The organism is Nocardia sp. MH4 (assembly GCF_019266065.1).
In the GTDB taxonomy this organism is placed as follows: domain Bacteria; phylum Actinomycetota; class Actinomycetes; order Mycobacteriales; family Mycobacteriaceae; genus Nocardia; species Nocardia canadensis.
In genome coordinates this window covers 1-26,802 of record NZ_LPNR01000051.1, presented here as the reverse complement: position 1 = coordinate 26,802, position 26,802 = coordinate 1, and the positions used below count along the sequence as shown (strand labels likewise).

At 70.7% G+C, this 26,802-nt stretch carries 22 protein-coding genes; 2 read left to right on the top strand and 20 right to left on the bottom strand.

Annotated elements, in window-relative coordinates; all coding sequences use genetic code 11:
* The 14 genes from ATM97_RS03250 to ATM97_RS03185 all read right to left on the bottom strand — a co-directional run.
* Positions 1–1,187, bottom strand: a 1,187-nt coding sequence (locus tag ATM97_RS03250) for a hypothetical protein (RefSeq protein WP_308248359.1), incomplete at its 3' end; no start/stop codon positions are given.
* An 89-nt stretch (positions 1,188–1,276) separates the two neighbouring features.
* Positions 1,277–2,092 carry a hypothetical protein gene (locus ATM97_RS03245; protein ID WP_218716425.1) on the bottom strand — a complete coding sequence of 272 codons (816 nt, stop codon included), beginning with the start codon at positions 2,090–2,092 and terminating at the stop codon, positions 1,277–1,279.
* Positions 2,089–2,685, bottom strand: a complete 597-nt coding sequence (locus ATM97_RS03240; RefSeq protein WP_218716424.1) for a hypothetical protein — start codon at positions 2,683–2,685, stop codon at positions 2,089–2,091. The genes ATM97_RS03245 and ATM97_RS03240 overlap by 4 nt, the downstream gene beginning before the upstream one ends.
* An 11-nt stretch (positions 2,686–2,696) precedes the next feature.
* Positions 2,697–2,951: a hypothetical protein gene (locus ATM97_RS03235; protein ID WP_218716423.1), complete on the bottom strand. Its 255-nt coding sequence runs from the start codon at positions 2,949–2,951 to the stop codon at positions 2,697–2,699.
* Positions 2,948–3,244 carry a hypothetical protein gene (locus tag ATM97_RS03230; RefSeq protein ID WP_022566424.1) on the bottom strand — a complete coding sequence of 99 codons (297 nt, stop codon included), beginning with the start codon at positions 3,242–3,244 and terminating at the stop codon, positions 2,948–2,950. Before ATM97_RS03230 ends, ATM97_RS03235 begins: the two co-directional genes overlap by 4 nt.
* A gap of 94 nt (positions 3,245–3,338) precedes the next feature.
* Positions 3,339–3,983, bottom strand: a complete 645-nt coding sequence (locus ATM97_RS03225; RefSeq protein WP_218716422.1) for a hypothetical protein — start codon at positions 3,981–3,983, stop codon at positions 3,339–3,341.
* On the bottom strand, positions 3,980–4,834 hold the full coding sequence (locus ATM97_RS03220; protein WP_218716421.1) for a hypothetical protein: 855 nt from the start codon (positions 4,832–4,834) through the stop codon (positions 3,980–3,982). Before ATM97_RS03220 ends, ATM97_RS03225 begins: the two co-directional genes overlap by 4 nt.
* 12 nt (positions 4,835–4,846) lie before the next feature.
* Positions 4,847–5,902, bottom strand: coding sequence for a hypothetical protein (locus ATM97_RS03215; RefSeq protein ID WP_255586869.1), 1,056 nt, complete (start codon positions 5,900–5,902; stop codon positions 4,847–4,849).
* 55 nt (positions 5,903–5,957) lie between these two features.
* The gene (locus tag ATM97_RS03210) at positions 5,958–7,538 is read right to left on the bottom strand and encodes a cutinase family protein (RefSeq protein WP_308248358.1); all 1,581 of its coding nucleotides are present in this window, start codon (positions 7,536–7,538) and stop codon (positions 5,958–5,960) included.
* Positions 7,539–7,816: 278 nt separating this feature from the next.
* Complete coding sequence (locus tag ATM97_RS03205; RefSeq protein WP_218716420.1) at positions 7,817–10,186, bottom strand: bifunctional (p)ppGpp synthetase/guanosine-3',5'-bis(diphosphate) 3'-pyrophosphohydrolase; 2,370 nt, start codon at positions 10,184–10,186, stop codon at positions 7,817–7,819.
* A gap of 162 nt (positions 10,187–10,348) precedes the next feature.
* Complete coding sequence (locus tag ATM97_RS03200; protein ID WP_218716419.1) at positions 10,349–11,359, bottom strand: alkaline phosphatase family protein; 1,011 nt, start codon at positions 11,357–11,359, stop codon at positions 10,349–10,351.
* A 128-nt stretch (positions 11,360–11,487) separates the two neighbouring features.
* On the bottom strand, positions 11,488–15,708 hold the full coding sequence (locus tag ATM97_RS03195) for a type I polyketide synthase (protein ID WP_218716418.1): 4,221 nt from the start codon (positions 15,706–15,708) through the stop codon (positions 11,488–11,490).
* A complete protein-coding gene (locus tag ATM97_RS03190) occupies positions 15,705–15,971 on the bottom strand; it encodes an acyl carrier protein (protein WP_218716417.1) in 267 nt (88 codons plus the stop codon). Before ATM97_RS03190 ends, ATM97_RS03195 begins: the two co-directional genes overlap by 4 nt.
* Before the next feature lie 28 nt (positions 15,972–15,999).
* Entirely contained in the window at positions 16,000–17,676 is a 1,677-nt protein-coding gene (locus tag ATM97_RS03185) for a fatty acyl-AMP ligase (protein WP_218716416.1), read from the bottom strand.
* Between the two features lie 173 nt (positions 17,677–17,849).
* On the opposite strand from ATM97_RS03185, the gene ATM97_RS03180 reads away from it, so the two are divergent.
* Positions 17,850–18,593: a metallophosphoesterase gene (locus ATM97_RS03180; RefSeq protein ID WP_218716415.1), complete on the top strand. Its 744-nt coding sequence runs from the start codon at positions 17,850–17,852 to the stop codon at positions 18,591–18,593.
* A 48-nt stretch (positions 18,594–18,641) separates the two neighbouring features.
* On the opposite strand, the gene ATM97_RS03175 is transcribed toward ATM97_RS03180, so the two are convergent.
* The 4 genes from ATM97_RS03175 to ATM97_RS03160 all read right to left on the bottom strand — a co-directional run bounded on the left by ATM97_RS03175 (position 18,642) and on the right by ATM97_RS03160 (position 23,499).
* Positions 18,642–19,268: an NUDIX domain-containing protein gene (locus tag ATM97_RS03175; protein ID WP_218716414.1), complete on the bottom strand. Its 627-nt coding sequence runs from the start codon at positions 19,266–19,268 to the stop codon at positions 18,642–18,644.
* Positions 19,269–19,384: 116 nt separating this feature from the next.
* The gene (locus ATM97_RS03170; protein ID WP_218716413.1) at positions 19,385–20,689 is read right to left on the bottom strand and encodes an adenylosuccinate synthetase; all 1,305 of its coding nucleotides are present in this window, start codon (positions 20,687–20,689) and stop codon (positions 19,385–19,387) included.
* A 26-nt stretch (positions 20,690–20,715) separates the two neighbouring features.
* Complete coding sequence (locus ATM97_RS03165; protein ID WP_218716412.1) at positions 20,716–21,663, bottom strand: hypothetical protein; 948 nt, start codon at positions 21,661–21,663, stop codon at positions 20,716–20,718.
* 258 nt (positions 21,664–21,921) lie between these two features.
* Positions 21,922–23,499, bottom strand: a complete 1,578-nt coding sequence (locus ATM97_RS03160; protein WP_255586848.1) for an ABC-F family ATP-binding cassette domain-containing protein — start codon at positions 23,497–23,499, stop codon at positions 21,922–21,924.
* Between the two features lie 250 nt (positions 23,500–23,749).
* Here ATM97_RS03160 and ATM97_RS03155 point away from each other — a divergent pair, with 250 nt between their 5' ends.
* Positions 23,750–24,361 (top strand): GNAT family N-acetyltransferase, encoded by a 612-nt coding sequence (locus tag ATM97_RS03155; RefSeq protein ID WP_218716411.1) that lies wholly within the window; start codon positions 23,750–23,752, stop codon positions 24,359–24,361.
* On the opposite strand, the gene ATM97_RS03150 is transcribed toward ATM97_RS03155, so the two are convergent.
* Positions 24,351–24,923 (bottom strand): adenine phosphoribosyltransferase, encoded by a 573-nt coding sequence (locus ATM97_RS03150; protein ID WP_218716410.1) that lies wholly within the window; start codon positions 24,921–24,923, stop codon positions 24,351–24,353. The two genes, ATM97_RS03155 and ATM97_RS03150, sit on opposite strands and share 11 nt — an antisense overlap.
* Before the next feature lie 47 nt (positions 24,924–24,970).
* Complete coding sequence (locus ATM97_RS03145) at positions 24,971–26,683, bottom strand: ABC transporter substrate-binding protein (protein WP_218716427.1); 1,713 nt, start codon at positions 26,681–26,683, stop codon at positions 24,971–24,973.
* Between the last annotated feature and the right edge of the window lie 119 nt (positions 26,684–26,802).

Here is a 26,802-nt window from a genome sequence, read left to right as displayed (position 1 = left end):
CCGGGGCCCGCCCCGCCGGGCCGCGGACCCGAGCCCGCGCTGCCGAAGTAGCCCGCCGAGCCGGGGGCGGCGGCGGGCCGGGTGGCGACCGCCTTGGTGCCGATCGCGCCGAGCGCCATCGCGCCCACCGCGGTACCACCGGCCACCATCAGACCGGAACCACCGGTGCCGACCGTGGCGACGGCGGGCGCCACCAGGCGCATCAGCGCGGGCAGCACGAACGCGACGCTGCACAGCAGCACCAGCGCGACCAGCATCCGCTGGGCCTGTTCACCTTCCGGCAAACCGCCCGAGGTCGTGGTCTCGTCGACATGTCCCGCGGTGGTGAACGCGATCATGTACACGATCGCCGCCACCGGCTTGAACAGCATGAACGCGATGATCCAGCCGACCAGCTTCTGATACGACTGCTTGCCGGTCCCGGTCGCCGACGCCGCCGCGGCCAGCGGCAGCACGCCGGCGGCGACCACCAGCAGACCCTGCCGCACGATGGCCAGCACGATCTGGGCGAGCGCGCCGAGCAGGCCGACGATCGCGATGATCAGCACCAGACCGGGCGAGAACGCCTGCAACTTCGACGTCTTCACCATCAGCTCGGCCATGTTCTTGGCATTGCCGCCGGTGGCGTCCTGAATGATCCACTCCGAGAACTTGTCCGAGGCCCGGGTGCCCGCGACGATCACCGCGCCGAGCATCCACGAGCTGAACACGACCCGGGCGAACAACCGGAACGACTCGGCGGCCTCGCTCACGGCCGCCCCGCGTCTGGCCTCGGCCAATCGGCCGCCGGTGATGATTACCGACGCGATCAGCAAGAGCATCTGTATCTGATAGGTGTAGTCGTTGATCTTGGTGAACAGCGCGCCGGAGTCGCTCACCGCCTCGTTGGGCACCTTCATCCAGAAGGTCAGCGCCAGGATCAGCGCCTCACCGAGACCCTTCATCAGCGAGTCGACCACCTTGCCGAAGGTGGAGTCCCAGGCCTTGTCCTTGACCGCGGTCGCCGCGTCGCCCGGATGCGAGGCGGCGTTGCCCGCCTTGCACACCGCCGAGGCCGCGTCACCCAGGGAGATCCCGGGGATGGCGACACCGTCGAGCGTGTCGTGCAGTTCGTTACAGGCCTGGTCGAAGCCGTAGGTCTGGCCGTAGGCCACGGTCGGCGTCGCGATCATCACGGTGAAGATCACCGCGAAGATTGTGAGTATTCGCCTCAGCATTGTTGGCACCCCTCGATGGTCCGCAGGGAATCGATCCGGGCTGTGCTGTACACCGATGCTCACCATTTCGTCCACCCCGCCAGCGATTCCACGTATTCCGTCTGGGTGTTGGTCGTCGACGACGGCTTGAGCCGCCAGTCGCCCGCGTCCCACACCACGATCATCCGCATGGCGGCATACAACTGTTTCCCGTCGATCACCGGCCCGCGCGAGGCGAGCCGAACGATCGCCATGTCGTCGGCGTAGTCGTCGATCTTGAACGCGTCCGACGCCACGAAATAGCGGGTCACCTTCTCCGGCTGCTGTTTCGGCAGCCGGTCGCTCGACAGCGCCGAGTCGTAGGCGGCCAGCTGCGCGGTGCTGACCCGCACCTGTGTCACGTACAGCGAACGGTCGGCCGGCCTGGCGTTGAGCCGGTAGGTGATCTGCGCGGCGGCCAGCGCGGCGCCCTGCGGGGTGCGCGCGTAGCCGACGGCCAGACCGTCCTCGATCCGGGCCGGACCGTCGGAGGTGGAGAACGGCACCGACGCGCCGTAGACCCGTTGCCAGCCGTGCGGTTTCGTCGTGCCCTCGGGCGCGGCGGTCAGCCAGTCCGAATCCACCGGCGAGCGTTGCGTCGAGGGGTCCTGCGCGAGCGGCTGGCCTGCCGGATTGTTCGGAACGTCGACCCGCCTGCCGAACAGATCGACCTCGGGATCGGCGAAACCCGTTCCGCCCGCGGCCTGCGCAGGCGGCGGTGCGACGTCCTCCTCGGTCCCGCCACTGCTGGTGAAGTACACGACCGCGCCGACGACCAGGATCAGGGCGAGCAGCGCACCCGAGGCGATCATGCCGAAAGAAGCGCGGTCGCGCGCGCCCGGCTCCTTCACGCTCACTTCGGTGCCTCCAATGTCACGATGTCGGTGGGTAGTTCGTCGATCGCGTCGACGGGTCGGTCGGTGGACTGCGGGTCGGGCAATTGCAGCCGCCAGTCTCCGCCGTACCAGCCGACCGTGGTGTGGTTCACGGCACGTGAGCTGTCCGAATATTCGGTGTAGACATCGACTCGGGACTGTTCGTCACGGTATTCGGTAATTTTGTAGCCCAACAATCTCGGCGCGTACTCCGGCGCGGCGGGTCCGGTGATCGACAACTGCACCCGGTTGATCGCCCACTCGTCGCGGGCCGGACCCGGCACCAGTTCCTGATTCACCACGGTGGCCCACTGGTTGTCGGGCGCCACCGACAACCGGATGGTGTGCGTCAGCGCCGCCAGTCCGGCGCCGCGCGGGGAATGCTCGAAACCCGTGGCGGCGCCCTGGGTCACCGAGCTCGGCCCCTGATCGGACAAGGGCAGGGCGATGCCCTGGTAGTCCTGCCAGCGCACCCCGGTCGGGGCGGCGGACAGATCGGGGCCGGTATCACCGCCGCGGCCGCAGCCCACCGCCGCGGTCAGCAGCGCGATACCGACCGCGACCGGCCGTGTCATGGTGCTCCCCCTCACGCCGGCAGGAACGCCAGCGCGATCGCGGAGGCGGTACTGGCGACCGCGGCACCGAGCAGGCTCATCAGGACACCGTGCGAGGCGTCGTTGACGGCCAGGTCGGAGCGGAACGCGATCCACAGCCGACCTGCCGACAGGATCATCCAGGCCAGGCACGAGAGCAGGACGAACCAGAGCAGCCAGTTGAGCAGCTGCATCATCGGCGCCAGCACGTCGGCCGGGATCTGCTTGTAGGCGAACACGGTGATCACGTACCGATGACCGCGTTCATGATGGTGCCCGCGCTGGTCGCGACGACACCGCCGATCATGGCGCCCGCCACCATCTTCGGCGACTCGAGGCCGCCGCCGGTCCAGCGCTCCCAGGCGAACTTGCCGCCGGCGTAGGTGATACCGCAGATGCCCGACAGCAGCACGAACCAGGTGAGATACCGCACCAGCTGCAGGATCTTCTCCGAGCCGGGAGGAGCTTCCGGTGTCGGATTACCCACCTGGGCCAGGACGGTGCCGTACGTGTCCTGCACGGCGAGGAGGATCATGCTCATCGGGTGCCTTTCTCCCACTGTAAAGGTGTTGTGCCACAAACACTTCGACGCCGACACACGTTTGTACACCACCGGCGGCCGGCTTGCCCGGCGATCATGATCGACGCTCCCCCGGTGTGGGATCGTCGATGCTCGCCCGGATCGCGGCGATCAGATCGGTCCCGAGCTCACCGATCTCGGCCGGTACCTCGTCGAGCGGATCGGCCCGGCGTTTCCTGGGCGCGATCTCGTCCCCGGGCGACCACACCGGCAGCGCCTCGGACTCGACGAGCGTCCATTCCTCGATCCACGGCACCTGCCAGACGTGCCCGGCCAGCGAGCCGACCACGTCGCGGTAGCGCCGGATCTCCGGCGGCACCCGGCCGGGGCGGGCCGCGACCGTGATCAGGCCGAGCACCAGCGCCGGACCGGCCAGCAACGCGTGGTGCTGGCGCAGCAGGTCGTGCGCGCGGGTGAGGCCGGAGATGGTCTCACGCGCGACGAGGACGACGTAGGGGGATTCACGCTCGAACACACCGGGCCACTTGCCCCGGGCATCGGCGGCGGGCGCGAGCACATGCGCGAGCGTGGTGGCACCGGAGCCACCGTGGACGCCGAGCAGCCACACCAGTGGCGCGCGGCCGACCCCGGGTACAGGACGCTCCCAGATCGGCGCGCGCAGCGATTCGGGCGGTGCGACGACGCCGACGCCGGCGGGCGTCGGTTCACGACGACGACGAAGATTCATAGCGGCCGTCATGATGCCACCCCGGCGAGCAACCGCCCATATGCCGCACGCGTCGGCTCGGCCAGCTCGCTGTGCCGAACCAGCTCACCGCGGGCCAGATGCGGGTCGTACGGAATCTCGACGACCTCGCGCACCCAGCCGGACAGATGCTCGCGCAAATGCTCGGCTACGCGCGAGTCGTCGTGCGAATACTGGTGGGAGACAACGATGGTCGTGTCCGCCACGACTCCGGCGCCGTCGTCGCCGTAGTGGTCGTCGAGCCATTCCAGCGTCACCCGCAGGCGGTTGGCCGCGTCGACGCGGGCCGGAATGGTCAGGACCAGTGCGATATCGGCGTCGTCGAGCAGCGGGCGCAGTTGCCGACCGGCAATCGGGCTGCCGCCGTCGTAGACCGCGGTGTACCCGCCGGTGGTCAAAGCCCTGGCGACAGTGAGATATGTCGCGCGCCGGCGCAGCGGCGTCGCGTCGCGCCAGAGCAGCCCGAAGCCGGAGGTGGAGCGGGACAGGCAGTCCTCGATCGGGGCGGGTTCGTCGTCGCCGCGGCCGTACACCCACGACTGCAGATTCACCGGGTGCAGGTGCTTGTCGGCGCCGCGCAAGGCGAGATCGCTGCCCGCGGCGGTCGCGTCGACCGCCACCGTGGCCGCGCCCTCGGTGACCAGTTCGGCGGCCAGGCCGAGCGTGGTCGTGGTGGTGCCCGCGCCGCCGCAGCCGCCCACGACGAGGATCGGTCTGCGAGCGCCCTCGGAACGTTCGCCGGTCTTGCGCCGCAACCGCACCACCGGAGCCGGGTCACGCGCCGCGTCACCCGACGGCTCCCCCTCGGGGGCGTCGTCGAGCCATCGGCTCCAGTCGTCTGTCATCGCCTCTGCTCCTTACCCTGCCGCGATGCCCGTGATGAGCGTGCGATCGCCGACCAGCGCTGTGCGCACCGACTGCTTGGTGTAGGTGGCCGGTGCGCCCGCGGGCCGGAACTCGGTGACCTCCACCGTGTACCGGTCGGCGGCGACGGTGGTGATCCGCACACAGTGGGTGGTCCCCACCGGGATGGAGTCGATGCCGCGCTGGATCACGGCGGCCGGCGAGACATCGGCGTCCGGGGTCACGACCGCGCGGGCCTGCTCCCCCGATCGGTTGACGTAGTAGGCGTATTGGAAGGCCAGCACGGCGTCGGGGCCGGAGTCGGTGCCCCCGGCCTCGGCACTGCGCACCACGGCGCCGGTGCGTTCGGTCGGGCACGGACCCGGCGCCTCGGCGGTCAGGTTGCCCGCCGTGAAGTGCAGCGGCGGCGCGGCGTGCTTGGCGGTGTCGCCCCCGCGGCCGAACAGCAGGAAGAACACACCGGTGGCGGCGAGGACGAGCACCAGCACCGAGACGGCGAGCACGATCCAGGTGCGATTGCGGTTGCGGGCGCGCAGCGCGCCGGAGGGCTCGAGTACGCGCGCCTCGTCGTACTCGTCGTCGGCGGCGTCGGTCCAGGGGAACTGGACCAGTTCCGCGTCGTACTCGTCGTCGGGGCCCGGTGCGGGTTCGGCGACCCAGTCCGACCAGCCGCCGGTGAATTCGCTCCGCCGCGCGGCCAGTTCGGCGGGCGGTGCGGGCGCGGGCTCCGGTGCGACGTCGACCGGGTACGGCGGCGCCGGATGGACCGGGCGGTCGTAGTCTCCGGCGACACCGTAGTAGGCGTCGCGGTGTTCGTCCCCGGGCGTCCGGTTCGGCGCGTCCGCCGCCGTGGTGGCCGGCACGGGCCCGGTGGGCTCGGCTGCCGGTGCGGCGGACGGGGCGCGCTCGGGGCGCTGCGAATATCGGGCGGGACCGTCGTCCTCGCCCGCCGCCGGGTCGGCGGTGTCCTGGCGCGCAGGGTCGGCTGCCTCGGTCTCCGGTTCGAGCGCCGAGTACCAGCGCGACAGTTCGTTGTACGACTTCAACATTCCCCCCTTTCCGCGGCGCCGGGCACAAGGATTCGCATTGCAGACCTCTCGGTGATCAGTTCACAGAGAACGGACGGGTGGTGGGAGCGGTGGTTCCGGGTAACGCGGCAGGCGGAGTCGTCGCGCCGCCGGATGAGGCGCCATCGGCTCCTGTCCCGAACGGAAATTGTCCCCCACCGGAAGGTGTGGGTGTCGTAGACGCGCCGGTCGGGCTGGTGAAGATTCCGGCACTGCGTTTGTCCGATCCGCCGACCGGGACCGCACCCTGTCCCGAGGCGCTCGCCGCGTCCCGCGCGACGGCGGCGAACCAGTCCGCGACGTACTGGGTCGGGGTCGCGCCCTGCGCGCCGACGCCCATGCGCGAGTACGCGTCGTGGCGCTGGGTGGTGTCCCAGTAGCGCACCCAGGTGGTCACGTCGAGCAGCTCGGCGTTGTCGGTGATGTTCTGCTGGACGGCCGTATAAGCCTCGTTGACCAGCCGGATCCCGGTGGTCGGGGGCACGAGCTGGGGCACCGCGCCGACGAGCTTGGTGCCGAGCAGGGTGAGCCCGGCCAGCGGATTGGACAGTGTCGCGGTGGCCAATTCGGCGATGCTCGCCGGATTGAGCACGGTCTTCACCACGGTGACGACGGCGTTGAGCCCGATCATCCCGACCTTCAGCAGCGCCTGGTAGGCGGCGTTCACGTCGAGCTGACCGCGCGGGTCGGAGGCGTCGGCGATGCGCTGGGAGATCGTCTTCTTCGGCGAGAGCGAGACATCCGCGAGCGTGCTGCCGGAAATATCCTCGTCGACCACCGTCGAGGCCGTCTTGATGGAGGTGAAGGCCAGCGCCTGCGCGATCGAGACCAGCGAGCCGATCGGGTCGCCACCGGACAGTTTCACCTGGCTGACCAGATTGGCCACCGCCCGCAGCAGCGGGGCGCCCTGCGGCGCGTCGCAGGCGAGATCACCTGTCGCGCAGAAGCTCGCGACGCGCCCGGTGAGCTTACCGAAATCGGCGGGCTGGGTGTCGCTCGCGCCGAGCCCACCGCCGGGCGCGGGGGCCTGGCGTACGGCGGCCACGGCGTCGAGGGATTCCCCGGAGGTACCGGGTGCCGCGATCGGTGTCGTGCGGTCGGGCGCGCCGGGAAACACCGGAGCGTTCGCGCCGCGGGTCGGGTCGGCGAACAACGCGACCGCGGCGACCTTGTCGGCGGGTATCTTCCCGGTGCCCGCGCCCACTTCCTGGGCGAACAACGAGGCCACGTGGGCGCCTTGCGAATACCCGACCACCGCGATGCGCGAGTCCGGGCAGCGCTGCACGACCTGGGCGGCCATCGATCGCAGCCGCTCGAGTCCACCGTCGACCGATTGCGTGTAGGGCACCGCCCCACCCGGTACCGCGCCGCCGAATCCGGCCTCGTACGGGACGTACGCGCGATCGACCAGCCCCGGCTCAGCAGCCTTGGCGAACATCGGCCGGAAGACCGTCGACAGCATGCCGGTGTCGGTACTCGGGGCGGCGTCCGGTGACGATTCTCCTGTGCCCTGAATCCCCAAGGCGTACAGTGCCGGACACGCCGAGATCGACACCTGGGTGGACGGAGCACCGGGCGCGGCCTCGTCCGCGGTGGCCGCGCCTGCCGATACCGTCACCGAAGCGACGGTGAACGCGATGATCGTCCCCGTGAGTCGTGTCGTGCACCGAGCCATATCGATCCGCATCACAGTCCGTTTCGGCTGACCAGTGGAGCGTTGAAACGCAGTAAACCGTAACAGATTCCGGGACCCCGAACCCCTGCCCAAAATGGCCCTTTCACTGCCCCCGGCAAACCCCGTTGTCCCAGCAATCTTCTGGCGATCTACCAGCTGTGTTCCCGCAGACAGCGGCCCGGGCACCCTCGCGAACGAGAGTGCCCGGGCCGGGGTTCGGGTCAGGCCGCGGAGGTCACCCGGTAGACGTCGTAGACGCCTTCGACATTGCGCACGACATTGAGCAGATGACCCAGGTGCTTCGGGTCGCCCATCTCGAAGGTGAACTTGCTGATCGCGACGCGGTCGCCGTGCGTGGCCACCGAGGCGGACAGGATGTTGACCTTCTCGTCGGCCAGCACCTTGGTGACGTCGGAGAGCAGCCGGGTGCGATCGAGCGCCTCGATCTGGATGGCGACGAGGAACACCGACGACGGCGACGGCGCCCACTCGACCTCGATGATGCGCTCCGACTGTTCCTGCAACGATCCGGCATTGGTGCAGTCGGTCCGGTGCACGCTCACCGCGCCACCTCGGGTCACGAAGCCCATGATCTCGTCGCCCGGCACCGGCGTGCAGCACTTGGCCAGCTTGGCCACCGTGCCCGGCGCGCCGGGGATGAGCACGCCGGCGTCTCCGGTGACCCGCTGACGGCTGGGCGTCGTCGACGGCGTCGACCGTTCGGCCAGCTCGTTCTCGACGTCACCGATGCCGCCGAGCTGGGCCATCAGCCGCTGCACGACGTGGTGCGCCGAGACCTGGTGCTCGCCGACGGCGGTGTAGAGCGCGGAGATGTCGGAGTAGTGCAGTTCGTGGGCGACCGCGGTCATCGCGTCCACGCTCATCAGCCGCTGCAGCGGCAGCCCGACCCGGCGGACCTCCTTGGAGATCTGTTCCTTGCCGCTGTCGAGGGCTTCCTCGCGACGTTCCTTGGCAAACCATTGGCGAATCTTGGCCTTCGCGCGTGGCGAGACGACGAAGTTCTGCCAGTCCCGGCTCGGGCCCGCGTTCTGCGCCTTGGAGGTGAACACCTCCACGACCTCACCGTTCTCGAGCTGGCGTTCCAGCGCGACGAGGCGCCCGTTGACCCTGGCGCCGATGCACTTGTGCCCGACCTCGGTGTGCACGGCGTAGGCGAAGTCGACCGGGGTCGACTTCTGCGGCAGCGTGATCACATCGCCCTTGGGGGTGAACACGAAGATCTCCGGCGACTTCAGGTCGAAGCGCAGGGATTCGAGGAACTCGGCGGGGTCGGCGGCCTCTCGCTGCCAGTCCAGCAGCTGGCGCATCCACGCCATGTCGTCGACCTCGGCGGCGTCACCGGAGTGCTTGCCCTTGGTCTCCTTGTAGCGCCAGTGCGCGGCGATGCCGAACTCGGCCGTGCGGTGCATGTCGTGGGTGCGGATCTGCACTTCCAGCGGCTTGCCGTCGGGGCCGACGACGGTGGTGTGCAGCGACTGGTAGACGCCGTAGCGCGGCTGGGCGATGTAGTCCTTGAACCGGCCCGCCATGGGCTGCCACAGCGAGTGCACCACGCCGACCGCGGCGTAGCAGTCACGGACCTCGTCGCACAGGATGCGCATGCCGACCAGGTCGTGGATGTCGTCGAAGTCCTTCCCCTTGACGATCATCTTCTGATAGATCGACCAGTAGTGCTTGGGGCGGCCTTCCACGACGGCGTTGATCCGCGACGCGGCCAGGGTGTTGATGATCTCGGCGCGCACCTTCTGCAGGTAGGTGTCGCGCGAGGGCGCGCGGTCGGCGACCAGGCGCACGATCTCGTCGTACTTCTTGGGGTGCAGGATCGCGAAGGCGAGGTCCTCGAGCTCCCATTTGACGGTGGCCATGCCGAGGCGGTGTGCCAGCGGCGCGATCACCTCGAGGGTCTCCTTGGCCTTCTTGGCCTGCTTCTCCGGCGGCAGGAAGCGCATGGTGCGCATGTTGTGCAGCCGGTCGGCGACCTTGATCACCAGCACGCGAGGGTCGCGGGCCATGGCGATGATCATCTTGCGGATGGTCTCGGCCTCGGCGGCCGCGCCGAGGTTGACCTTGTCGAGCTTGGTGACGCCGTCGACGAGGTGGGCGACCTCCTGCCCGAACTCCTCCTTGAGCTGCTCGAGCGAGTAGCCGGTGTCCTCGACGGTGTCGTGCAGCAGCGCCGCGACCAGCGTCGTGGTGTCCATGCCGAGTTCGGCGAGGATGTTGGCGACCGCCAGCGGGTGGGTGATGTAGGGATCACCGGACTTGCGGAACTGCTTGGCATGCCGCTCGTCGGCGACGTCGAAGGCGCGCTGCAGCAGCGCGAGGTTGGCCTTCGGGTACAGCTCCCGGTGGACGGTGGCCAGCGGTTCCAGCACCGGCTTGACCGCCGCGATGCCGCGCTGGCCGGTCATCCGGCGCGCGAGCCTGGCCCGCACCCGCCGTGAGGCCGAGCTGGGCACGGAGGCGGTCGGTGACTGTTTGGCCGGTTCGGGGGTCGCCGGGGCACCGTCGTTCCGCGGGGCGCCGGTGGACTCCTGCCCAACCTTCGCCTCGCCGAGTTGTCGAGTCATGCCACCGCCTCTCACGCTGCATTCGGACCTGTCGGCCGAGTGCTGCAACCGCCCGGACCACCAACTTTAGTCCCCACACCGACCTGGTGTTCGATTCCCTGCGGTCACAGGCGTGCGACGGTCGCGACTCGGCCCGAAAACCGGCCTCGACCTGCGGATCGTTCAGCGTTCGTCGACCGGGGGCCGCGGGGTCCGCACACTGCGGCCGTCGAGCCTGCCCGGCGGGGCGCCGAGCAGGTCGAGCACGGTCGGGGTGACGTCGACCAGGGTGTACGCGCTGGTCGCGGTGCCCGCGGCGAAGTCGGGGCCGCGCGCGATGACGAAGTTGGCGGTCTCGTCCGGGGTCTGGCCGCCGTGTCCACCGGCCGGGCGATGCCCGTGATCGGTCGTCACCAGGACGGTCCACCGCTCGCGCGGGTGGCCGGCGGCGCGGCGGTCGACGGCGGCGACGATCTGCCCGATCAGGGCGTCGACCCGCCGGATCGCCGCCAGATAGGCGCGGGAGGCGCCGCCGTGCCGATGGCCTGCCAGGTCGATCTGGTCGAGATGGGTGACGACCAGATCGGGCCCGGTGCGCTCGATCGTGTGCGCCGCCTCGGTGGCGGTGCCCGCGTCGGTGGCCGACTCGTCGACGTCGCGCGGATCGGGGGCGGTGGTCAGCGCGAGGTCGGCGCGCCGGTCGCCGCTGCGCGCGATGGTGGCGATCTGGTCCCAGGTGCCGATCGAGACGGTGTGCCGGGCGGGGTCGGCCCGTTCGATCCGGGTGAACACGCTGGGATGGGCCAGGAACGGGCGCGTGTCGAAGCCGTTGTCGGTGATGCCGTGCTCGGTGTCCCACACGCCGGTCAGCGCGCTCGCCCACGACGGCCCGGAGACGGTGATGTGCCCGGCGATGCTGCCGCGCGAGAGCAGTCCCTGGGCGGCGAGGTGGCGCAGGCGTGGCGCCTGCACGTCGTCGGCCTTGTCGAACAGCAGCCCGTCGATCCCGATCACCACGACCTTCGCGACCGGTCCGCCGGGGCGCGGAACACCGAACGCGGCCGTCGCGTCGACGGCGGGGACGGGCCTGTCGAAGTCGGTGTCGGAGCCCGCGGCCGAGCACAGCACCGGAAGGGTCAGCAGGGCGGTGGCCAGCGCGACGAACACCCGCGCCGGAGCCGACATCTCGCGCATGTCCTCACGATGCGGCAGCGCGGACGGCCCGGCGAGGGCGGCACGGCGGTGTTCATCGACGTTTCACCGCCGCCGCGCGTCCCGGTCGCCCCGCTGAACGAGAGGCCAACAGTGCCTTGCCGCTTCACCTAGGCCGACGCGGCGAGCTCCTCGGTGAGCACGGCGACGGTCTCGCGGATCTGGTCCTCGGTATGACAGGCGGTGACGAAGAACCGCAGCCGCGCGAGGTCCTCGGGGACCGCCGGGTAGATGATCGGATTGACGTTGATCCCCCGGCGCAGCAGCGTGTTCGACAGCCGCAGCGTCCGGAGGGAATCGCCCACGATGCACGGGATGATAGGGGTGTCGGCGCTGTCACCGGTGTCGATCCCGGCCGCGCGGGCCAGCTCCAGGAACAGCCGCGCGTTGTGCCGCAACCGCGCCAGCGGGGCGGGGTCGGCGCGCAGTTGCCGGATCGCCTCGGCCGAGGCGGCGGCGTTCATCGGCGTCATGCCGACGCTGTAGACGAACCCGGGTGTCGTGTACTTGAGGAAGCGGATCAGCTCGGCGCTGCCCGCCACATATCCCCCGCATCCGGCGAGCGCCTTGGACATGGTCCCGGACCACAGTTCGACATCGCTCCGATCGACGCCGAAGTGTTCGCCGATGCCGCCGCCGTGCGCGCCGAGCACACCGATGCTGTGCGCCTCGTCGATCATCAGCAGCGCCCGGTGCCGCTTCTTGATCTCGATGATCGCGGGCAGGTCGGGGATGTCGCCGTCCTGGCTGTAGACGCCCTCGATCAGGATCAGCACCCGGCGGTAGCGGAGCCGCAGTTCGCCGAGCAGCCGGTCCAGGGCCGCGTGGTCGTTGTGCGGGAACGGCCGTCGCGTCGCGCCCGACAGCACGCACCCCTGCAGGATGCTGTCGTGGGCGAGGCTGTCGTGGATCACCAGGTCCTCGGGCCCGATCAGGTGCCCGATGATGGTGACATTGGTGGAGTGGCCGCCGACCAGCGCGATCGCGTCCTCGGTGCCGAGCAGCCCCGCGAGTTCGGCCTCCAGTTCCCGGTGCACCGGCTTCTCGCCGGAGAGCACCCGGCTGGCCGAGCAAGAGCTGCCGTACCGGGCGACGGCGTCCTGGACGGCCGCGACCACCGCCGGATGACCGGAGAGCCCGAGGTAGTTGTAGCTGGAGAAGTTGAGCACCGGGACACCGTCGATCACCGAGGTGTCGCGGGTGACGCCGTCGTTGACCAGGAAATACGGATTGTCCAGGCCCAGCGCCGCCGCCCCGGTCATCCGGTCCTCGATCGCCCGCACCTCCGGGAAGTCCGCGATCCGGTACTCCGCGTCGACCGTCACCGGCGCCGGTTCGGGCACCACCGGGGTGAGCCCGGGCCCACCGGCCACCTGACCGGTGACGTACCCGACCACATCACCGACGGTGGTGGCGGCGCTCGGCCACGACGGGTCCACCTGCAGCCCCGGCAGCTTGCGCATCAATCCACCGAACAGGTCCGACAGCATCATCGAGTCGAATCCGAGTTCGCCGGTGAGGGTTTCGCTGTCGCGCAGCCGGTCGACCGCGAATCCGCTGACTCGCCCGCACTCGGCCCGCACGACGTCGGCGACCGCGTTCGGATCGACCGCGGCCGCGCCGGGCCCCGCCGACGGCGGCGCGACGGTCGCCGTGGCGCCCGGCGCCATCCGCGCGAGCAGCGCGTTCTGTTCGCGGAAGAGCGCGATCATCTGGTCCATGGTGGTGTCCTCCGCCGACGGGGCAGGTGGGGTGAGGGTGGTCGGTTCGATCCAGAAGCGGTGCTCGGTGGAGAAGTCGTAGACCGGCAGCCGACGACGGACGCGCTGCGCGGGCTCGTAGAGGTGGTCCCAGTCGGGTTCGAGGCCGTCGCGATACAGCGCGGCGACGGTCTCGGCGAGTTCGCGCCCGGTCGCGCCGGGGCCGGGACTCGGCGCCAGGCACCGCGGCAGCAGGTCGGGCCGCGCCCGGCCGACCAGTGGACTCAGCATGCGGCGCGGGCCGATCTCCACGACGTGGGTGGGATCGGTGTCGAGCGCCGCCGTCAGCGCGTCGCCGAAAAGGACGGTGGCGCCGATGTGTTCGGTCCAGTAGTCGGCATCCATCGTCTCGGTCGGCGCGAGCAGCCTGCCGCGCACGGTCGAATAGATCGGCAGGGTCGGCACCCGATAGGCGCAGTCGCGGGCGACGGCCGCGAACTCCGCGCACATCGGTGCCATGAGCGGACTGTGGAAGGCGTGCGACACGGTCAGCGGCTTGGCGACGATCCCCCGCTCGGCGAGGACGGCCCGGATCCGGCCCAGCGCGGTGGCGTCGCCGGAGAGCACCAGATCGCTGGGCCCGTTGACCGCGCCAACGGCGATCGCGGGTTCGGCCGCGAGCAGCTCGGCGACCTGGCCGCGTGTGGCCCGGACCGCGAGCATCGCACCGCCCTCGGGCAGTCGCTGCATCAGCCTGCCGCGCGCGACGACGAGCCGACAGGCGTCCTCGAGGTTCATCACCCCCGCTACCGCGGCGGCCGTGAACTCCCCGATGCTGTGTCCGAGCACCCAGGCCGGGCGGACGCCGGCGTCGGCGAGCGCTTGCGCCAGTGCGTATTCCATGGCGAAGATCGCCGGTTGCGCGAGCTCGGTGCGATCGATGTCGACGGTGTCGTCGAGCAGCAGTTCCCGGACCGAGACGCCCAGGTGCGCAGCCATCGCGGCGTCGACGGTCCCCAGTGCCCGCCGCAGCGACGGGCTCGCCGCCGCGGCGGCCCTGGCCATTCCGGCGAATTGCGACCCCTGCCCGGTGAACAGCCAGCCGACCCGCACCGGACCCGCGACCCCGGATTCCGCTCCGGCTCGCAGGCGGGCGATCGCTTCGGCCGGATCGTCCGCCACGATCGCGAGCCGGTGCCGCCCCGACGATTTCACGCGATTACTCGTCCAGCACACCTGCGCGAACCGGTCCGCGGGCACCGCCGCCAGCGCATCCGCCAGCCGAGACGCGTTGCGTTCCAGCCCTGTCGCGTTGTCCGCCGACACCGTGAGCACACCGCCGCCGCTCGCGGGCACGGACTCCTCGACCGGCGCACCGGCCAGCACGAGGTGGGCGTTGGTGCCACCGATGCCGAAGCCGCTGACCCCGGCCAGCGCCGGTCCGGTCAGCGGCATCGGTTCGGCGAGCAGGCGCAACCCGTGCCGTTCCAGCTGCAGTCGCGGATTCTCCTGCTCGGCGAACCGGGTCGGCGCGACGACACCGTGGTGCAGGCTCAGCGCGACCTTGATGAGCCCGGCGACTCCGGCCGCGCCCTCGGTATGGCCGAGATTGCCTTTGATGGACCCGATTCCGCAGGGCCGCGCGCGGTCGCGCCCGTGCAGCCCGCCCAGCGCCTTGACCTCGATCATGTCGCCGAGCACCGTCCCGGTGCCGTGCGCCTCGATGAAGTCGACCGCCCCGGCCTCGATCCCGGCCCGGCGGCAGGCCTCGGCGATCACGTGCTGCTGGGCCCACCGGTTCGGCGCGCTGATGCCGTTGCTGCGCCCGTCGGAGTTCACCGCGCTGCCCTTGATCACCGCGTAGATCGGCAGTCCCGCGGCCTGCGCGTCGGCGAGGCGGCGCAGCACGAGCACCGCGACGCCCTCGCCGCGGACGATCCCGTCGGCGTTGCCGCTGAACGGTTTACAGCGCGCGTCGGGTGCCGAGAGCCCCGCCTGGGTGTAGAACACCCCGACCGCCGGCGTGAGGACCAGGTTCACACCACCGGCGACGGCCTGCTCGCAGTCACCGGAAGTCAGTGCGGCACAGGCGAGATGAACCGCGACCAGTGAGGACGAGCACGCGGTGTCGACCGCCAGGCTCGGGCCGCGCAGGTCGAGCTGGTAGGACAGCCGGTTGGCGGTCATGAAGTAGCCGTTGCCCGAGCCGTGCTGCGGAGTGATCGCGGCGTAGTCCGACATCTGCAGATTGGCCCATTCGTTGGCCATCACCCCGATGTACACGCCCGTGCGCGACCCGGCCTGTTCCCGGGGATCGACGGTCGCGTCCTCGAAGGCGCGCCAGGTGGCCTGCAACAGCAGCCGCTGCTGCGGGTCCATCGTCTCCGCCTCGTGCGGGGTGATCCCGAAGAACTCGTGGTCGAAGGCGTCGGCGTCGTCGATGAATCCGCCGCTGTGGGTGTTGATGGTGCCGGGTCCGCCCGCCGGGTCGTGGAAGTCCTCGGCGTGCCAGCGATTCGCCGGGACCGCCGAGATGGCGTCGCGACCGTCGAGCAGCAGCTGCCACAGTGCCGCCGGATCAGCCGCCTGCGGAAAGCGGCAATCCAGCCCGACGATCGCGATGTCGCTCATGCCGCGTCAGCGAACTCGTCGGCGAGGTAGCCCGCGATCGCGGCGATGGTCGGGTAGTCGAAGACCAGCGTCGGATCGATCTCGAGGTTCCAGCGGTCCTCGATCTCCCCGCACAGCGAGACGGCGGAGACGGAGTCCATGCCGAGTTCGGCCAGCGGGATCGACGGATCCACCTGGTGCGTGGCTCGATCGGTGTAGTCGGCGACGCGCTCGACGAGCCAGTCCTGGATACCGGTCGACGGGTGGGCGGTGGTGGTGAACATGGTCGGCTCCTGGCTGTGGTCGGGTCGATCAGACGGTCAGCGCGCGGTCGAGCGCCGGTTCGAGGTCCTCGTGCAGTACCCGTTCGAGGCGATCGGCGAGAAACGCCTCGCGCATCGAGCCGCGCTGGATCTTGCCGCTGGTGGTGCGATGCACCGACCGCGCGGAGCGGGCCGCGACGAGCACCACATTCGGCGCGGGCACCTCGAATCCGCGCGCCACCGCGATCTTCATCGCGGAGGTCAGCCCGGCCAGGGTGTCGTCACCGAGCAGTTCCGGCCGCACACCCTGGATCACCACCAGTCGTTCCCGGCCGAGGACATCGACCGAGACGACCGCCCCCGCGTTGCCCGCGAGCGCGGGGTGCAGCTGCTGCACGAGCTCCTCGACGTCGGCCGGGTGGACGTTGCGGCCGTTGACGATCAGCAGGTCCTTGAGCCGGCCCGCGACGAACAGGTCACCGTCGTGGAGCAAGCCCAGATCGCCGGTCCGCAGGAACGGTCCCTCGGTGCCGAGATGGGCGTCGAAGACCTCGCGGGTCTCGGCGGGCCGGTTCCAGTACCCGGCCGCGACGCTGTCGCCGCGCACCCAGATCTCCCCGGTGGCCCCGTCGGGCAGCTCCGTGCGGGTCGCGGGGTCGACGATGCGGATCTCGAGGCCGTCGGCCGCGCGACCGCAGCCGACCAGCGGGGCATCGCCCGGCCGGTCGTAGTACACCGGTGCCGCGTCCATCGCCGCGGCGCTGGCCAGCAGGGTCACCTCGGCCAGCCCGTAGGCGGGCAGGAACGCGGTGGGGCGCAGTCCGGCGGGCGCGAACCGTTCCAGCACCGCCTCGATGGTGCGGGCCCGCACCGGCTCGGCGCCGCTGAGGGCGGCACGGAGGCTGCTCAGGTCGAGCTCGGCGAGCTGCTCGTCGGTGACCCGGCGCAGGATCAGGTCGTAGGCGAAGTTGGGGGCGGCGGTGTAGCTCGCCCGGTACCGGTCGATGGCCTGCAGCCAGCGAACCGGACGCTTGATGAACGTCGTCGGCGCCATGAACACCAGGTTCGAGCCCACGTAGGCGGCGCCGAGCAACATGCCGATCAGACCCATGTCGTGGAACTGCGGGATCCAGCTCACCCCGGTCGACCCCTCGGTCATCCCGCCCGCGACGATCGCGGCCTCGTTGTGCAGCAGATTGCGGTGGGTGACGACGACGCCCTTGGGCGTGCCCGTCGAGCCCGAGGTGTACTGCAGGAAGGCGATCGTGCCCAGGTCGATGTCGGGCAGCTGCCAGGCGTCGGCGTCGCCGAGCGGCTGGTCGGTCGCGACGACGGTCGCGGTGGTGGTGGACGCGACGAGCGCGGCGAAGTCGGCGGTGGTGAGCACGAGCTGGGCGCCGGAGTCGGCGACGACGCCGCGCACCCGCTGCGCGGCCCGGTCCTCGTGCGGCAGCGGTGCCGGGACGGCGACGACACCGGCGTACAGGCAGCCGAGGAACGCGCGCAGGAACGCCATCCCGTCGAGGTAGAGCAACACCACCGGCCGCGCCGACTCCGGCTGCTCGGACAACCACTGGGCAAACGCGCGGGCATCGCGGTCGAGCTCGCCGAAGGTCACGACCTCCTCGACCAGGTCCCGACCGGATTCCCGCAGGTAGATGTAGGAACGGGTGTCCGCGTACCGGGAGAACTGCTGCCTGACGTGGTGCACGTAGCTCGACTGCATGTCGTGGTTCCTTCGGGAGGGTCGGGGGCGTAGTTACTACTCTGCGCTCCTGCACCGCGCACCGGAAGAGACCTCAGGGGCCACCCGCCGAACCCTCAGGGTGGGCATGCTCGCCCCCTTGGTGGACCGGGAATCGCGTTGACAGCCGTCTCTCGCTGTGGCCTCCTTGGCGGGTGGGGAACATCGCGCCGATCCGTCTCGCCGCCACCGCCGACCTGCACCTGAGACCCGCCGTCGCCGGCAAGTTCCGGCCCGGCTTCCTCGGCCTCGACCGCCATGCCGACCTGTTGGTCCTGGGTGGTGATCTCACCGAGGGCGGCACCCGGGCGAATACCGCGCTTCTGTGCGCGGAACTGGCCGGTCTCCCGGTCCCGGTGGTCGCCGTCCTGGGCAATCACGACCACGACGAGAACCGTGGCGAGTTCATCGCGCGGCGGCTCACCGAGACCGGTGTGGTTGTCCTGGACGGTGATTCGACCACGCTGACGATCCGCGGGCAGCGGGTCGGGATCGCCGGGGTGATGGGCGGCTCCGGCGGCTTCCCCGGCCACCCTGGTGATCCCGGCTCCGGTTCGGCCGAGCATCGGGCCAGGATGCGCCGCGGACCCGTCGACGCCCAGCGCCTGCGCGAGGCGCTCGACGGCCTCGACTGTGCCCTCCGGATCGCCCTCACCCACTTCGCCCCCGTCGTCGACACGCTCGTCGGCGAACCCACGCCCATCTATCCCGGACTGGGGTGCCACGCCTTGGGCGAGGCGATCGATGCGGGCCGCGCCACCCTCGCTCTCCACGGCCATGCGCACGCCGGCACCGAATACGGGACGACCACGGGAGGCGTTCCCGTGCGCAATGTGTCCTACCCGGTGCTGCGCCGGACGTATGCGGTCTACGACCTACCGGTCGCCGCCGCCGCATAGCCACGCGGCGTCACCACCCTCAGCACGCCGGTGCGCCTCGGCGACCTGCTACGCCGTCTCGCCGAAGGCCCACACGACCGCGGGCCGACCGGTGGCCTTCACCCGCCGCCGTTCGCCGGTGCGGTCCAGCCCCGGGATCGCGGCCAGCGTGCGATTGAGATTGGCCGGGTCGGGACGCGTGCCGTGCAGCGAGGTGCTGAGGTCGACCGCGCGGGTGGCGGGGAACTCCTCGCCCGCCAGCGCCCTGGTCAGGGTCGGGTCCTTCCACAGCAGGCCGGCCAGCAGAGTCCGGCTGGTCTCGACGATCCGATTGTGGTCGAAGGCCAGCGGCGGCACGGCGTCGAACTCGACCCACTCGGCCGGTCCCTCGTGCTCGGCGACGACGGCCCACATGGCGATCGACAGGGTGGGCCCGCGCGGATCGCGGTGCGGTTCGTCGAAAGTGACCAGCTGACCGACCGCGCCGATCGCCTCGACCGGGACACCCAGCTTGGTGTGCACCGCCCGCCGGGCGGCCTCGGCCAGCCGCTCGCCCCGGCCCAGCAGCACACCGGGCAGCGCGAGTTCGCCGGTGAACGGCTCGAACTCGCGAGCGGCGATCCCGATGCGCACCGCGCTGTCGGCCTCCCAGCACCGCAACGTGACGACATCGATCGATACGACGGATTGCTCCACGTCGTCCCATCCTGCCGCAAGCGCGCGCCGAATGGGAACCCGCGCCGCCCTCGCGTTCTCGCTGCGCGCGCCGCCGCCGAGCCCGCCGCGGGCACGGCCCCGCCGACCGGCTTCGTTCACGCCGACCGGGCCGCGGTCGCGGCGAGACGGACCCCGACGCCCGCCGAATCCGCGCCGAGCACCGGTCGACGCAGGATGCGGTCGTGCCGATCCGGTCCGTGGCCGGTCAACACCACCGGCACCCCGAGGCGGTGGGCGAGCCAGTCCGCCGGGTCCCCGACGACAGGCTCGAGGACCGGTGTCGCCGCCGACAGCAGGTCGGTGAGCCGTCGCTGGTGCTCGAGATCACGCCATCGGCCGGGCACCAGCTCGGCGACCGGGCCCGCCGCGGTCTCGTATGCCGCTGCGGCGCAGGCGGTTCCGGTGACATCGAGATGATTGACCACCAGCCCGTCGATCCCGCCACAGATGTCGACGGCGTAGCGCAACAGGATCGGATCGAGGTGCCCCTGCCGGAACGCACCCTGATAGGGGCCGGTGCCGTTGTGCGGCTCCGGGTTTCCCAGCGGCGCTTCGGTCGGCAGCGGGCCCGCGCCGTGCCTGGTCATGTAGGTCCGGGTGACACCCAGCACGGTGGCGGTGCCGCCGATCCCGGCGATCATCGCGCGGGCGTGGCGCGGTTCCACCGTCGACCACGTGGTGTGCGGGTGCAGACCGCGCCATTCGTCGAGCAACACACCCTGCGCGCCTTCGAACACGAGCCTGCCGCGCGCCGCCGCCCGCGCGAGTTCGCCGTCGCCGGTGAGACGCACCGCCCCGGCGAAATCGCGGTACATCGCCACCAGCGCGTCGATCGATTCGTAGCCGTGCGCACTGGGCCCGATCAACGCGTCGTAGTGCGCGGCCAGCCGGTCCAGCTTGCCCCGCAGGATCGCAGGCGTGCGGCAGTCGGCGACCGTAGGAGCCTCGTGTTCCAGTGCGTACCACGCCGTTTCACCGATGCCACGACCGCAGGAACCGTGCCGCGAGGAACCTCTCGCGTCCTCGCGGGCACGGTTGGCCGCGATGTGGATCGGCGTGGTGAGCAGGGCCCGGCCGTCGACGGCGAGCAGGCCCAGCGGATCGGGCACCCCCAGTGCCGCGAGCTGCTCGGATTCGGCGGCGAGCGCGATCGGTTCCACGAGCATGTGCCGCGAGAGCACGGTCGGCACCCCGTGGAAGGTTCCCGCACCGAACTGGGCGAAGGTGTGGTGACGGCCGTCGGCGACGACATTGTGCGCGGCCTGCGCACCGCCGTTGAATCGCACGACCGCCGCCACCCCGAGGCCGGCCTCCGGTGCGCACAGCCAGTCGACCGTCGCGCCCTTGCCCGCGTCACCGAAGCCCAGATCGACGACGACGAGATGTTCCGTACCGACCATGGCCGCGCTCCTTCCCTTCTCGCGTGTCACTTGCCGGGCGGCAGCGCGCGGATCCGCCTGGACGGTCTCGCCCCGAGGGCCCGGCCCACCGCGTCGGCCTCGTCCACCGACCCGACATCGCGCAGGTCGGCCAGCCCGGTGTCGACGTCGACCCGGTCCTCGCCCAGCCCGATGGTCAGCGCGATCAGTTCGCACACCGCGCCGGGATCGTCGAGCTTCAGGAAGTTCTGGCCGAGCAGGCCCTGCCAGTGGTCGGCGATCTCCGGATCCCGGTAGTAGGACGACTGATTCGGCAGGATGTAGTAGATGTGCCAGCGCTCGGCGAGTTCGCGATAGATCGACTCCACCGACACGTCGCGGCGCACGTGATCGCCGATGACCGCCCTGATGTGGCGGGCGGCCAGGCGCGGCTTGTTCAGCTCGTCGCCGATGATGAACAGGTAGCCCCGCTTCCCGCGCTTGTCCCAGGCGTCGGTCGCGACGTGCTCGGCCAGGAAATAGGCTGCCAGCTCGTAGCTTTCGGACTTCTGCCCGCCACCGCCGCCCTCGAGCAGGATGGCCCGCAACTGCTCGTCCATCCGGTTGTCGGATTCGAACTGCCCGATCTGCAGCGGCACCCGATCGGTGTCGGCGTCCCCGATCGCCCCGAACAGGATCTGCGGATCCTGCGCGTACCCCTTGCTCTTCAGCAGCCCGTGCAGCTTCCCGAGCTTGTCCTGCATGATCCGCGGCACCCGACCCATCGATCCGGTGACATCGAACAGCACCGCGACCGGCAGCGAATTCCCGTGCTCGGCCGAATCCCGGCACTCCCGCACACCCACGCCGAACGGATCGAGCAGCGGATGCGCGCACCAGGTGTCGTACGGCCGCTCCCGCATCTGCGCGGTGTAGCCGAAGTCGTCCTCCCCCGCGCGCGCCCGGAACGTCTTGCCCGCCCGGTACGCACTGTCATCCCAATGCCCATACCCCATCAGAACCACTCCCTCTCGGTATCGTTGTTTTAGTCTATGCAACCAAAACGATGATCGTCAAGAGACCTGGGCGCATCCCCACTGCCGACGATGATCCATCGCGTGCTCGGCGACCTGCGCCGGACCGACACCGTCGGCTCGGACAACACCCGGATCCCGTTGGGCGAGGCCAGGTTCGGCCCGCTGTCGCGCTCCGGCTGGGACCACCATGTGCGGCGATCCCGGGGTCATCCGCCGGGCCGCCGCACGGGAGCCGCGCTACTCGACCAGCCCCTCGGGCGTGAGCTCGAGGGTGCGGGTCACCCCGATGTCGTCGAGGAACCGCGCGTCGTGGCTGACCACGATGAGCGCGCCCTCGAAACTCGCCAGTGCCTGGGTCAGATGCCCCAGGCTGGGCAGATCGAGGTTGTTGGTCGGCTCGTCGAGCATCAGCAGTTTCGGCGCCGGTTCGGCGAGCAGCAGGGTCGCCAGGGCGGCCCGCAGCCGTTCGCCGCCCGACAGCGCCGAGGCCGCGATATCGGCGTCGGCCCCGCGGAACAGGAAGCGCGCCAGCTGTCCCCGGATCTGCTCGGCGCTCGCGTGCGGCGCGGCGTCGGCGACGTTGTCGAACACGCTGCGGGTCTCGTCGAACACGTCGAGCCGCTGGGGCAGCAGCCGCCACGGCACCTTGGGCCGCTCGTCGACGATCCGGCGCAGCAGGGTGGACTTGCCCGCCCCGTTGCGCCCGGTCAGCGCGATCCGCTCCGGCCCGCTCACCCGCAGATCGACCACCGGGCCGTTGGCCAGGCGCGCCTGCTCGAGGGTGACGACATCCTGGCCCGGATACAACCGGGTACCGGGCAGGTCGATCCGGATCTCCCGGTCGGCCCGCACCAATTCCTCGGCCTGATCGAGGGTTTCGCGCGCGGAGTCGAGCTTCTCCAGATGCGAGGTACGCAACTTGCCCGCCGACACCTCGGCGGCGTTCTTGCGCAGCCCCGCCACGATCTTCGGCACCCGCTTGTTGTCCTGCATCTTCTGCGCGAACCGCTGTCTGCGGTCCAGTTTGGTCCGCGCCTCGACCAGTTCGCGGGCCTGCTTGCGGACATCGCTGCGGGCGTCGCGCACCGCCGCGCGCGCCGCCTCCTGTTCCTGCTCGACGATGCGTTCGTAATCGCTGAAATTGCCGCCGAAGGACCGGATCTCGCCTGCGCGCAGCTCGGCGATGCCGTCCATCCGGTCCAGCAGGTCCCGGTCGTGGCTGACCACCAGAACCGTGCCGGGGAACTGCCGGATCACCTCGTAGAGACGGGTGCGCGCGACCGCGTCGAGGTTGTTGGTCGGCTCGTCGAGCAGCAGCACGTCGGGCTCGCGCAGCAGTTCGGCGACCAGCCCGAGCAGCACGGTCTCACCGCCGGAGAGCGTGTCGAGGGTGCGGTCCAGGTCGTCGACCGACCCGGCGACGTAGTCCAGGCCCAGCTTGCCGAGCAGCGCGATCGCCTCGTCCTCGATCTGCCAGTGCACCCCGACGGTGTCGAAGTCCTCGGGTTCGCCCTCGCCGCGTTCGATGCGGTGCAATGCGGCCCGGACCTCGGCGATGCCCAGCACGGTCTCCACCCGCTGCCCGGTCTGCATCCCGAGGTCTTGGCGCAGGTAGCCGATCCGCCCCGGCGCCGTGATCGAGCCACGATTCGGGCGCAACGCGCCGGTGATCAGCCGCATCAGGGTGGACTTGCCCGCGCCGTTGCTGCCGACCAGCCCGATCTGGCCGGGGCCGACGACGGCGTCGAGCCCGTCGAACACGACGGTGCCGTCCGGCCAGTGGAAGGAGAGATCGGAAAAAGAAAGAGAGGTCATGCGGATCCCCTATGAGGTGCGACGGATACACGGTGCGCAGAATGCGGACCGTCCGGGAGCGCTACCTCAAGAAATCAACGCACGACTCCGATCGCCGGGAACAAGACCACTCATTGATAACACTCCGCCGCGCCCCCGCGCCACCCCTTTTTCCGGCACCGTGAGCTCGATCACCGGGTCCCACGGGACGCTAGCCTGGACGCCAGGCGATCCTCAGCCACCGGAGGCTGGATCAGGGACCGGAGGACCGATGACGGAGCCGAGACGAGTACGCGCCGCCGCACCGGCGGACGTGCGAGCCGCCGCCGACGCGCTCGGCGCGGCGTTCCAGCACGACCCGGTCATGGGCTGGATCCTGCCCGACGAGCACCGGCGCGCCGTCGGCCTGCCGCGGTTCTTCGCCACCATGGCCCGCCACATCTTCTTCCCCGCCGACGCCTCCGACCTCGCGGTGCGCCCGGACGGTTCCGTCGCGGGCGCCGCGCTGTGGACGCCGCCGGACCGCCAGCCCGCCGCAAGCGCCGAACTGCGCGTGGTGCCCGGCCTGATCCACGCGTTCGGGCGCCGCGTCGGCGCCGGCAAAACGGTCGGCGACCTGCTCAAGCAGCACCATCCCTCGACTCCGCACTGGTACCTGGCGATGATCGGCACCCGCCCCGAGGATCGTGGGGCCGGATACGGCCACACGCTGCTGCGCTCGCGGCTGGACCGGATCGACGCCGAGGGCGCGGCCGCCTATCTCGAATCCAGCAACCCCGACAATGTGCCGTACTACGAACGCTTCGGCTTCACGGTGACCGACGAGATCCGCATCCCCGGCGGCCCGCCGCTGTGGCTGATGTGGCGCGCGGCTACAGCTTGACGATCGAGGTCACCGGGTAGTCGCCCTGGTGCTCGCGGCCCTGCAGGAACTCGAGTTCCAGGACCACGGCGGCGGCGACCACCTCGGCGCCGACCTCCCGGAACAGCGCGGCCGCGGCGGCGAGCGTGCCGCCGGTGGCGAGGACATCGTCGAGCAGCAGGATGCGCTTGCCCGCGAGCTCCACCCCGTCGGCCGGGATTTCCAGTGCGGCGGAACCGTATTCGAGCTGGTACTCGCGCGACACGACCGGCGGCGGCAGCTTGCCGCCCTTGCGGATGGCGAGCACGCCGGTGCCGAGGGTGGCCGCGACGCCTGCGCCGAGCAGGAAGCCACGCGCGTCCACGCCGGCGACGATGTCGGCGTCGGGGACCACGGCGGCGAAGCAGTCGATGACCGCGCGGAAGCCCTCGGCGTCGGCGAACACCGGGGTCAGATCGGCGAAACGCACACCCGGCGTGGGGAAGTCGTCGTGCCAGCGGGTCAGCCGCGACACCGCGTCGGCGGCCTTGCTGGTCCGCGCGCTGACCTGGTCGTCGGACTCGACCACCGCGTGCTTGCTCATCGACACCTCTCCCTCACGGTCACGCCCCGCGTGACTGTCACCACTGCTCATCGCTGCAACACCCAGCGATCCATGTTCCATCCGGTTCCGGCCTGGGTCGGCCCGGCGATCCCGTTCTGCATGCCGGTGCCGAAGGCGATCAGGCGCGGGGTCGCGAACAACGGGATGCTCGGCAGCTGCGCCCACAGCAGGTTCTCGGCCTCGGTCAGCAGATTCAGCGTCACGGTCGAGTTCGTCTCGCCCGCAAGCTGATCGGTGATCGCATCGTAGCGACCGTTGGCGAAACCACCGACATCGAGGCCGCTACCGGCCCGCAACGCCGCGAACGCGGCCACCCCGGTGGTCGAGCCTGCCGGACCGGGGACCGCAGCGGTGCCGCCGAGCACGGCGTCGACCGCACCCTCGGCCAGTCTGGCCGGTGTGAAATCCGGTGCGCCCGCGTCGACCACGGTGATGCCCGCGCCGCGGCACGACTCGGCGATCATGGCCACGGTCTTCGCCCGGCGCGCGTCCGGCGCCTGGTAGCCGATCCGGACAGTCGGCTGCGCGGCGCGCGCCGAGGCCAACGTCGCCGTCGCGGCGGGGATGTCGGCACCCTTGTAGCGGTCGGCCGCGCCGATCACGGCCGGGTAGTACAGCGAATCCTGCTGCACGACATGGGCGTTCAGCGGACCCGCGCCGAGTCCGCTCTTCGGCACCTCGCCCGCCTTGCCCAGCGTGTCGAACAGCGCCTGGCGCGGCACACACTGGGCGAATGCGCGGCGCACCTCGACGGGGCCGAACACCCCGCCGGTGGCGAGCACGAGCTGCTCGGCGCTGCGACTGGCGACCGTCTGCTCGTCGAAGCCGGCCAGCGCCAGGTCGGCGACCGACCCGGCGCCCAGGTCGACCACGCCGAACGCGTTCTCCTTCGCCTTGGCCGCGTAGTCGGTGCCCTTGGGCCACACCACGATCCGGCTGGTCGCCGGCGGGCTGCCCCACCACTTCTCGTTCGCGACCAGGACCAGACCGTCCTTCGCGGTGAAGGATTCGATCCGGTACGGCCCCGACGACGGGAACCTGGTCAGGTCGAGCGAGCCCGCCTTCATGGTCCAGCCCGCGTTCCAGAAGTCGGCGATCCGGCCGAGCACGGCCCCGTCCCCGGTCTGCAAGGCGCTCACCACGCTCGGCACGCCGACCGCCTGCGCCACCACGTGCGCGGGCATCAGCTCGGCGGCGGTGAACAGGGTCCGCCACGGCAGGTAGTGCCTGCCGGGTCGGAACACCACGGTGGCGTCCTTGGAGCCCGGCTGGCAGTCGACCCGCTCGATGTCGGCGTAGCCCGCGGTGCTCGCGGCGTCGAACAGCGGAACCGGGCCGCGGTCACCCGGGCGGGTGAACCGGCCCGAGCGCGCCGACCAGGCCAGCACCAGATCGTCACAGGAGGTCTTCACCCCGTCGGAGTACACCCCGTCCGGGTTGAGCCGGTACTGCACGGTCTGCGTCTCGCCCGGCACTTCCTTCGCGGTACCCGCGTCGGTGTCGGCGACCTGCTGACCGTCCGGTCCGGTGTAGAAGAACCCGGTCAGCACCCGGCCGAACACCGCGGCCGCGCCGCTGCTCGCCCCGAGCGTGCTGCCGCCGTTGTAGCTGGCGACCGCCGCGTCGACGGCGTACCCGATGGAGGGCACCTGGTTCTTGCTCGAGCACCCCGCCACCAGGCCGGTGCTCACGGCCGCCGTGGCCAGCACGGTGATCAGTCGAATCGTGCCGCGTCGCATGATGAGACCCCCTGCTGTCGCCGTCAGTTCCTTCTCTTGTGCCGCTTCCCGCTGGGCCGGGCGCCCGGCCGCGGGGCTCCGGCGTCGCTCGGACGCGGACCGCGCGGCACGCCCGCGGC

Bases quoted from the DNA above. Each gene is read 5' to 3' on its own strand.
- ATM97_RS03225 (WP_218716422.1), bottom strand. From the start codon at position 3,983: ATGACGGCCGCTATGAATCTTCGTCGTCGTCGTGAACCGACGCCCGCC.
- ATM97_RS03200 (WP_218716419.1), bottom strand. From the start codon at position 11,359: ATGCGCGAGATGTCGGCTCCGGCGCGGGTGTTCGTCGCGCTGGCCACC.
- ATM97_RS03185 (WP_218716416.1), bottom strand. From the start codon at position 17,676: ATGCAGTCGAGCTACGTGCACCACGTCAGGCAGCAGTTCTCCCGGTAC.
- ATM97_RS03240 (WP_218716424.1), bottom strand. From the start codon at position 2,685: ATGACACGGCCGGTCGCGGTCGGTATCGCGCTGCTGACCGCGGCGGTG.
- ATM97_RS03195 (WP_218716418.1), bottom strand. From the start codon at position 15,708: ATGAGCGACATCGCGATCGTCGGGCTGGATTGCCGCTTTCCGCAGGCG.
- ATM97_RS03230 (WP_022566424.1), bottom strand. From the start codon at position 3,244: ATGAGCATGATCCTCCTCGCCGTGCAGGACACGTACGGCACCGTCCTG.
- ATM97_RS03170 (WP_218716413.1), bottom strand. From the start codon at position 20,689: ATGGTCGGTACGGAACATCTCGTCGTCGTCGATCTGGGCTTCGGTGAC.
- ATM97_RS03205 (WP_218716420.1), bottom strand. From the start codon at position 10,186: ATGACTCGACAACTCGGCGAGGCGAAGGTTGGGCAGGAGTCCACCGGC.
- ATM97_RS03145 (WP_218716427.1), bottom strand. From the start codon at position 26,683: ATGCGACGCGGCACGATTCGACTGATCACCGTGCTGGCCACGGCGGCC.
- ATM97_RS03150 (WP_218716410.1), bottom strand. From the start codon at position 24,923: ATGAGCAAGCACGCGGTGGTCGAGTCCGACGACCAGGTCAGCGCGCGG.
- ATM97_RS03165 (WP_218716412.1), bottom strand. From the start codon at position 21,663: ATGGGGTATGGGCATTGGGATGACAGTGCGTACCGGGCGGGCAAGACG.
- ATM97_RS03220 (WP_218716421.1), bottom strand. From the start codon at position 4,834: ATGACAGACGACTGGAGCCGATGGCTCGACGACGCCCCCGAGGGGGAG.
- ATM97_RS03215 (WP_255586869.1), bottom strand. From the start codon at position 5,902: ATGTTGAAGTCGTACAACGAACTGTCGCGCTGGTACTCGGCGCTCGAA.
- ATM97_RS03190 (WP_218716417.1), bottom strand. From the start codon at position 15,971: ATGTTCACCACCACCGCCCACCCGTCGACCGGTATCCAGGACTGGCTC.
- ATM97_RS03160 (WP_255586848.1), bottom strand. From the start codon at position 23,499: ATGACCTCTCTTTCTTTTTCCGATCTCTCCTTCCACTGGCCGGACGGC.
- ATM97_RS03155 (WP_218716411.1), top strand. From the start codon at position 23,750: ATGACGGAGCCGAGACGAGTACGCGCCGCCGCACCGGCGGACGTGCGA.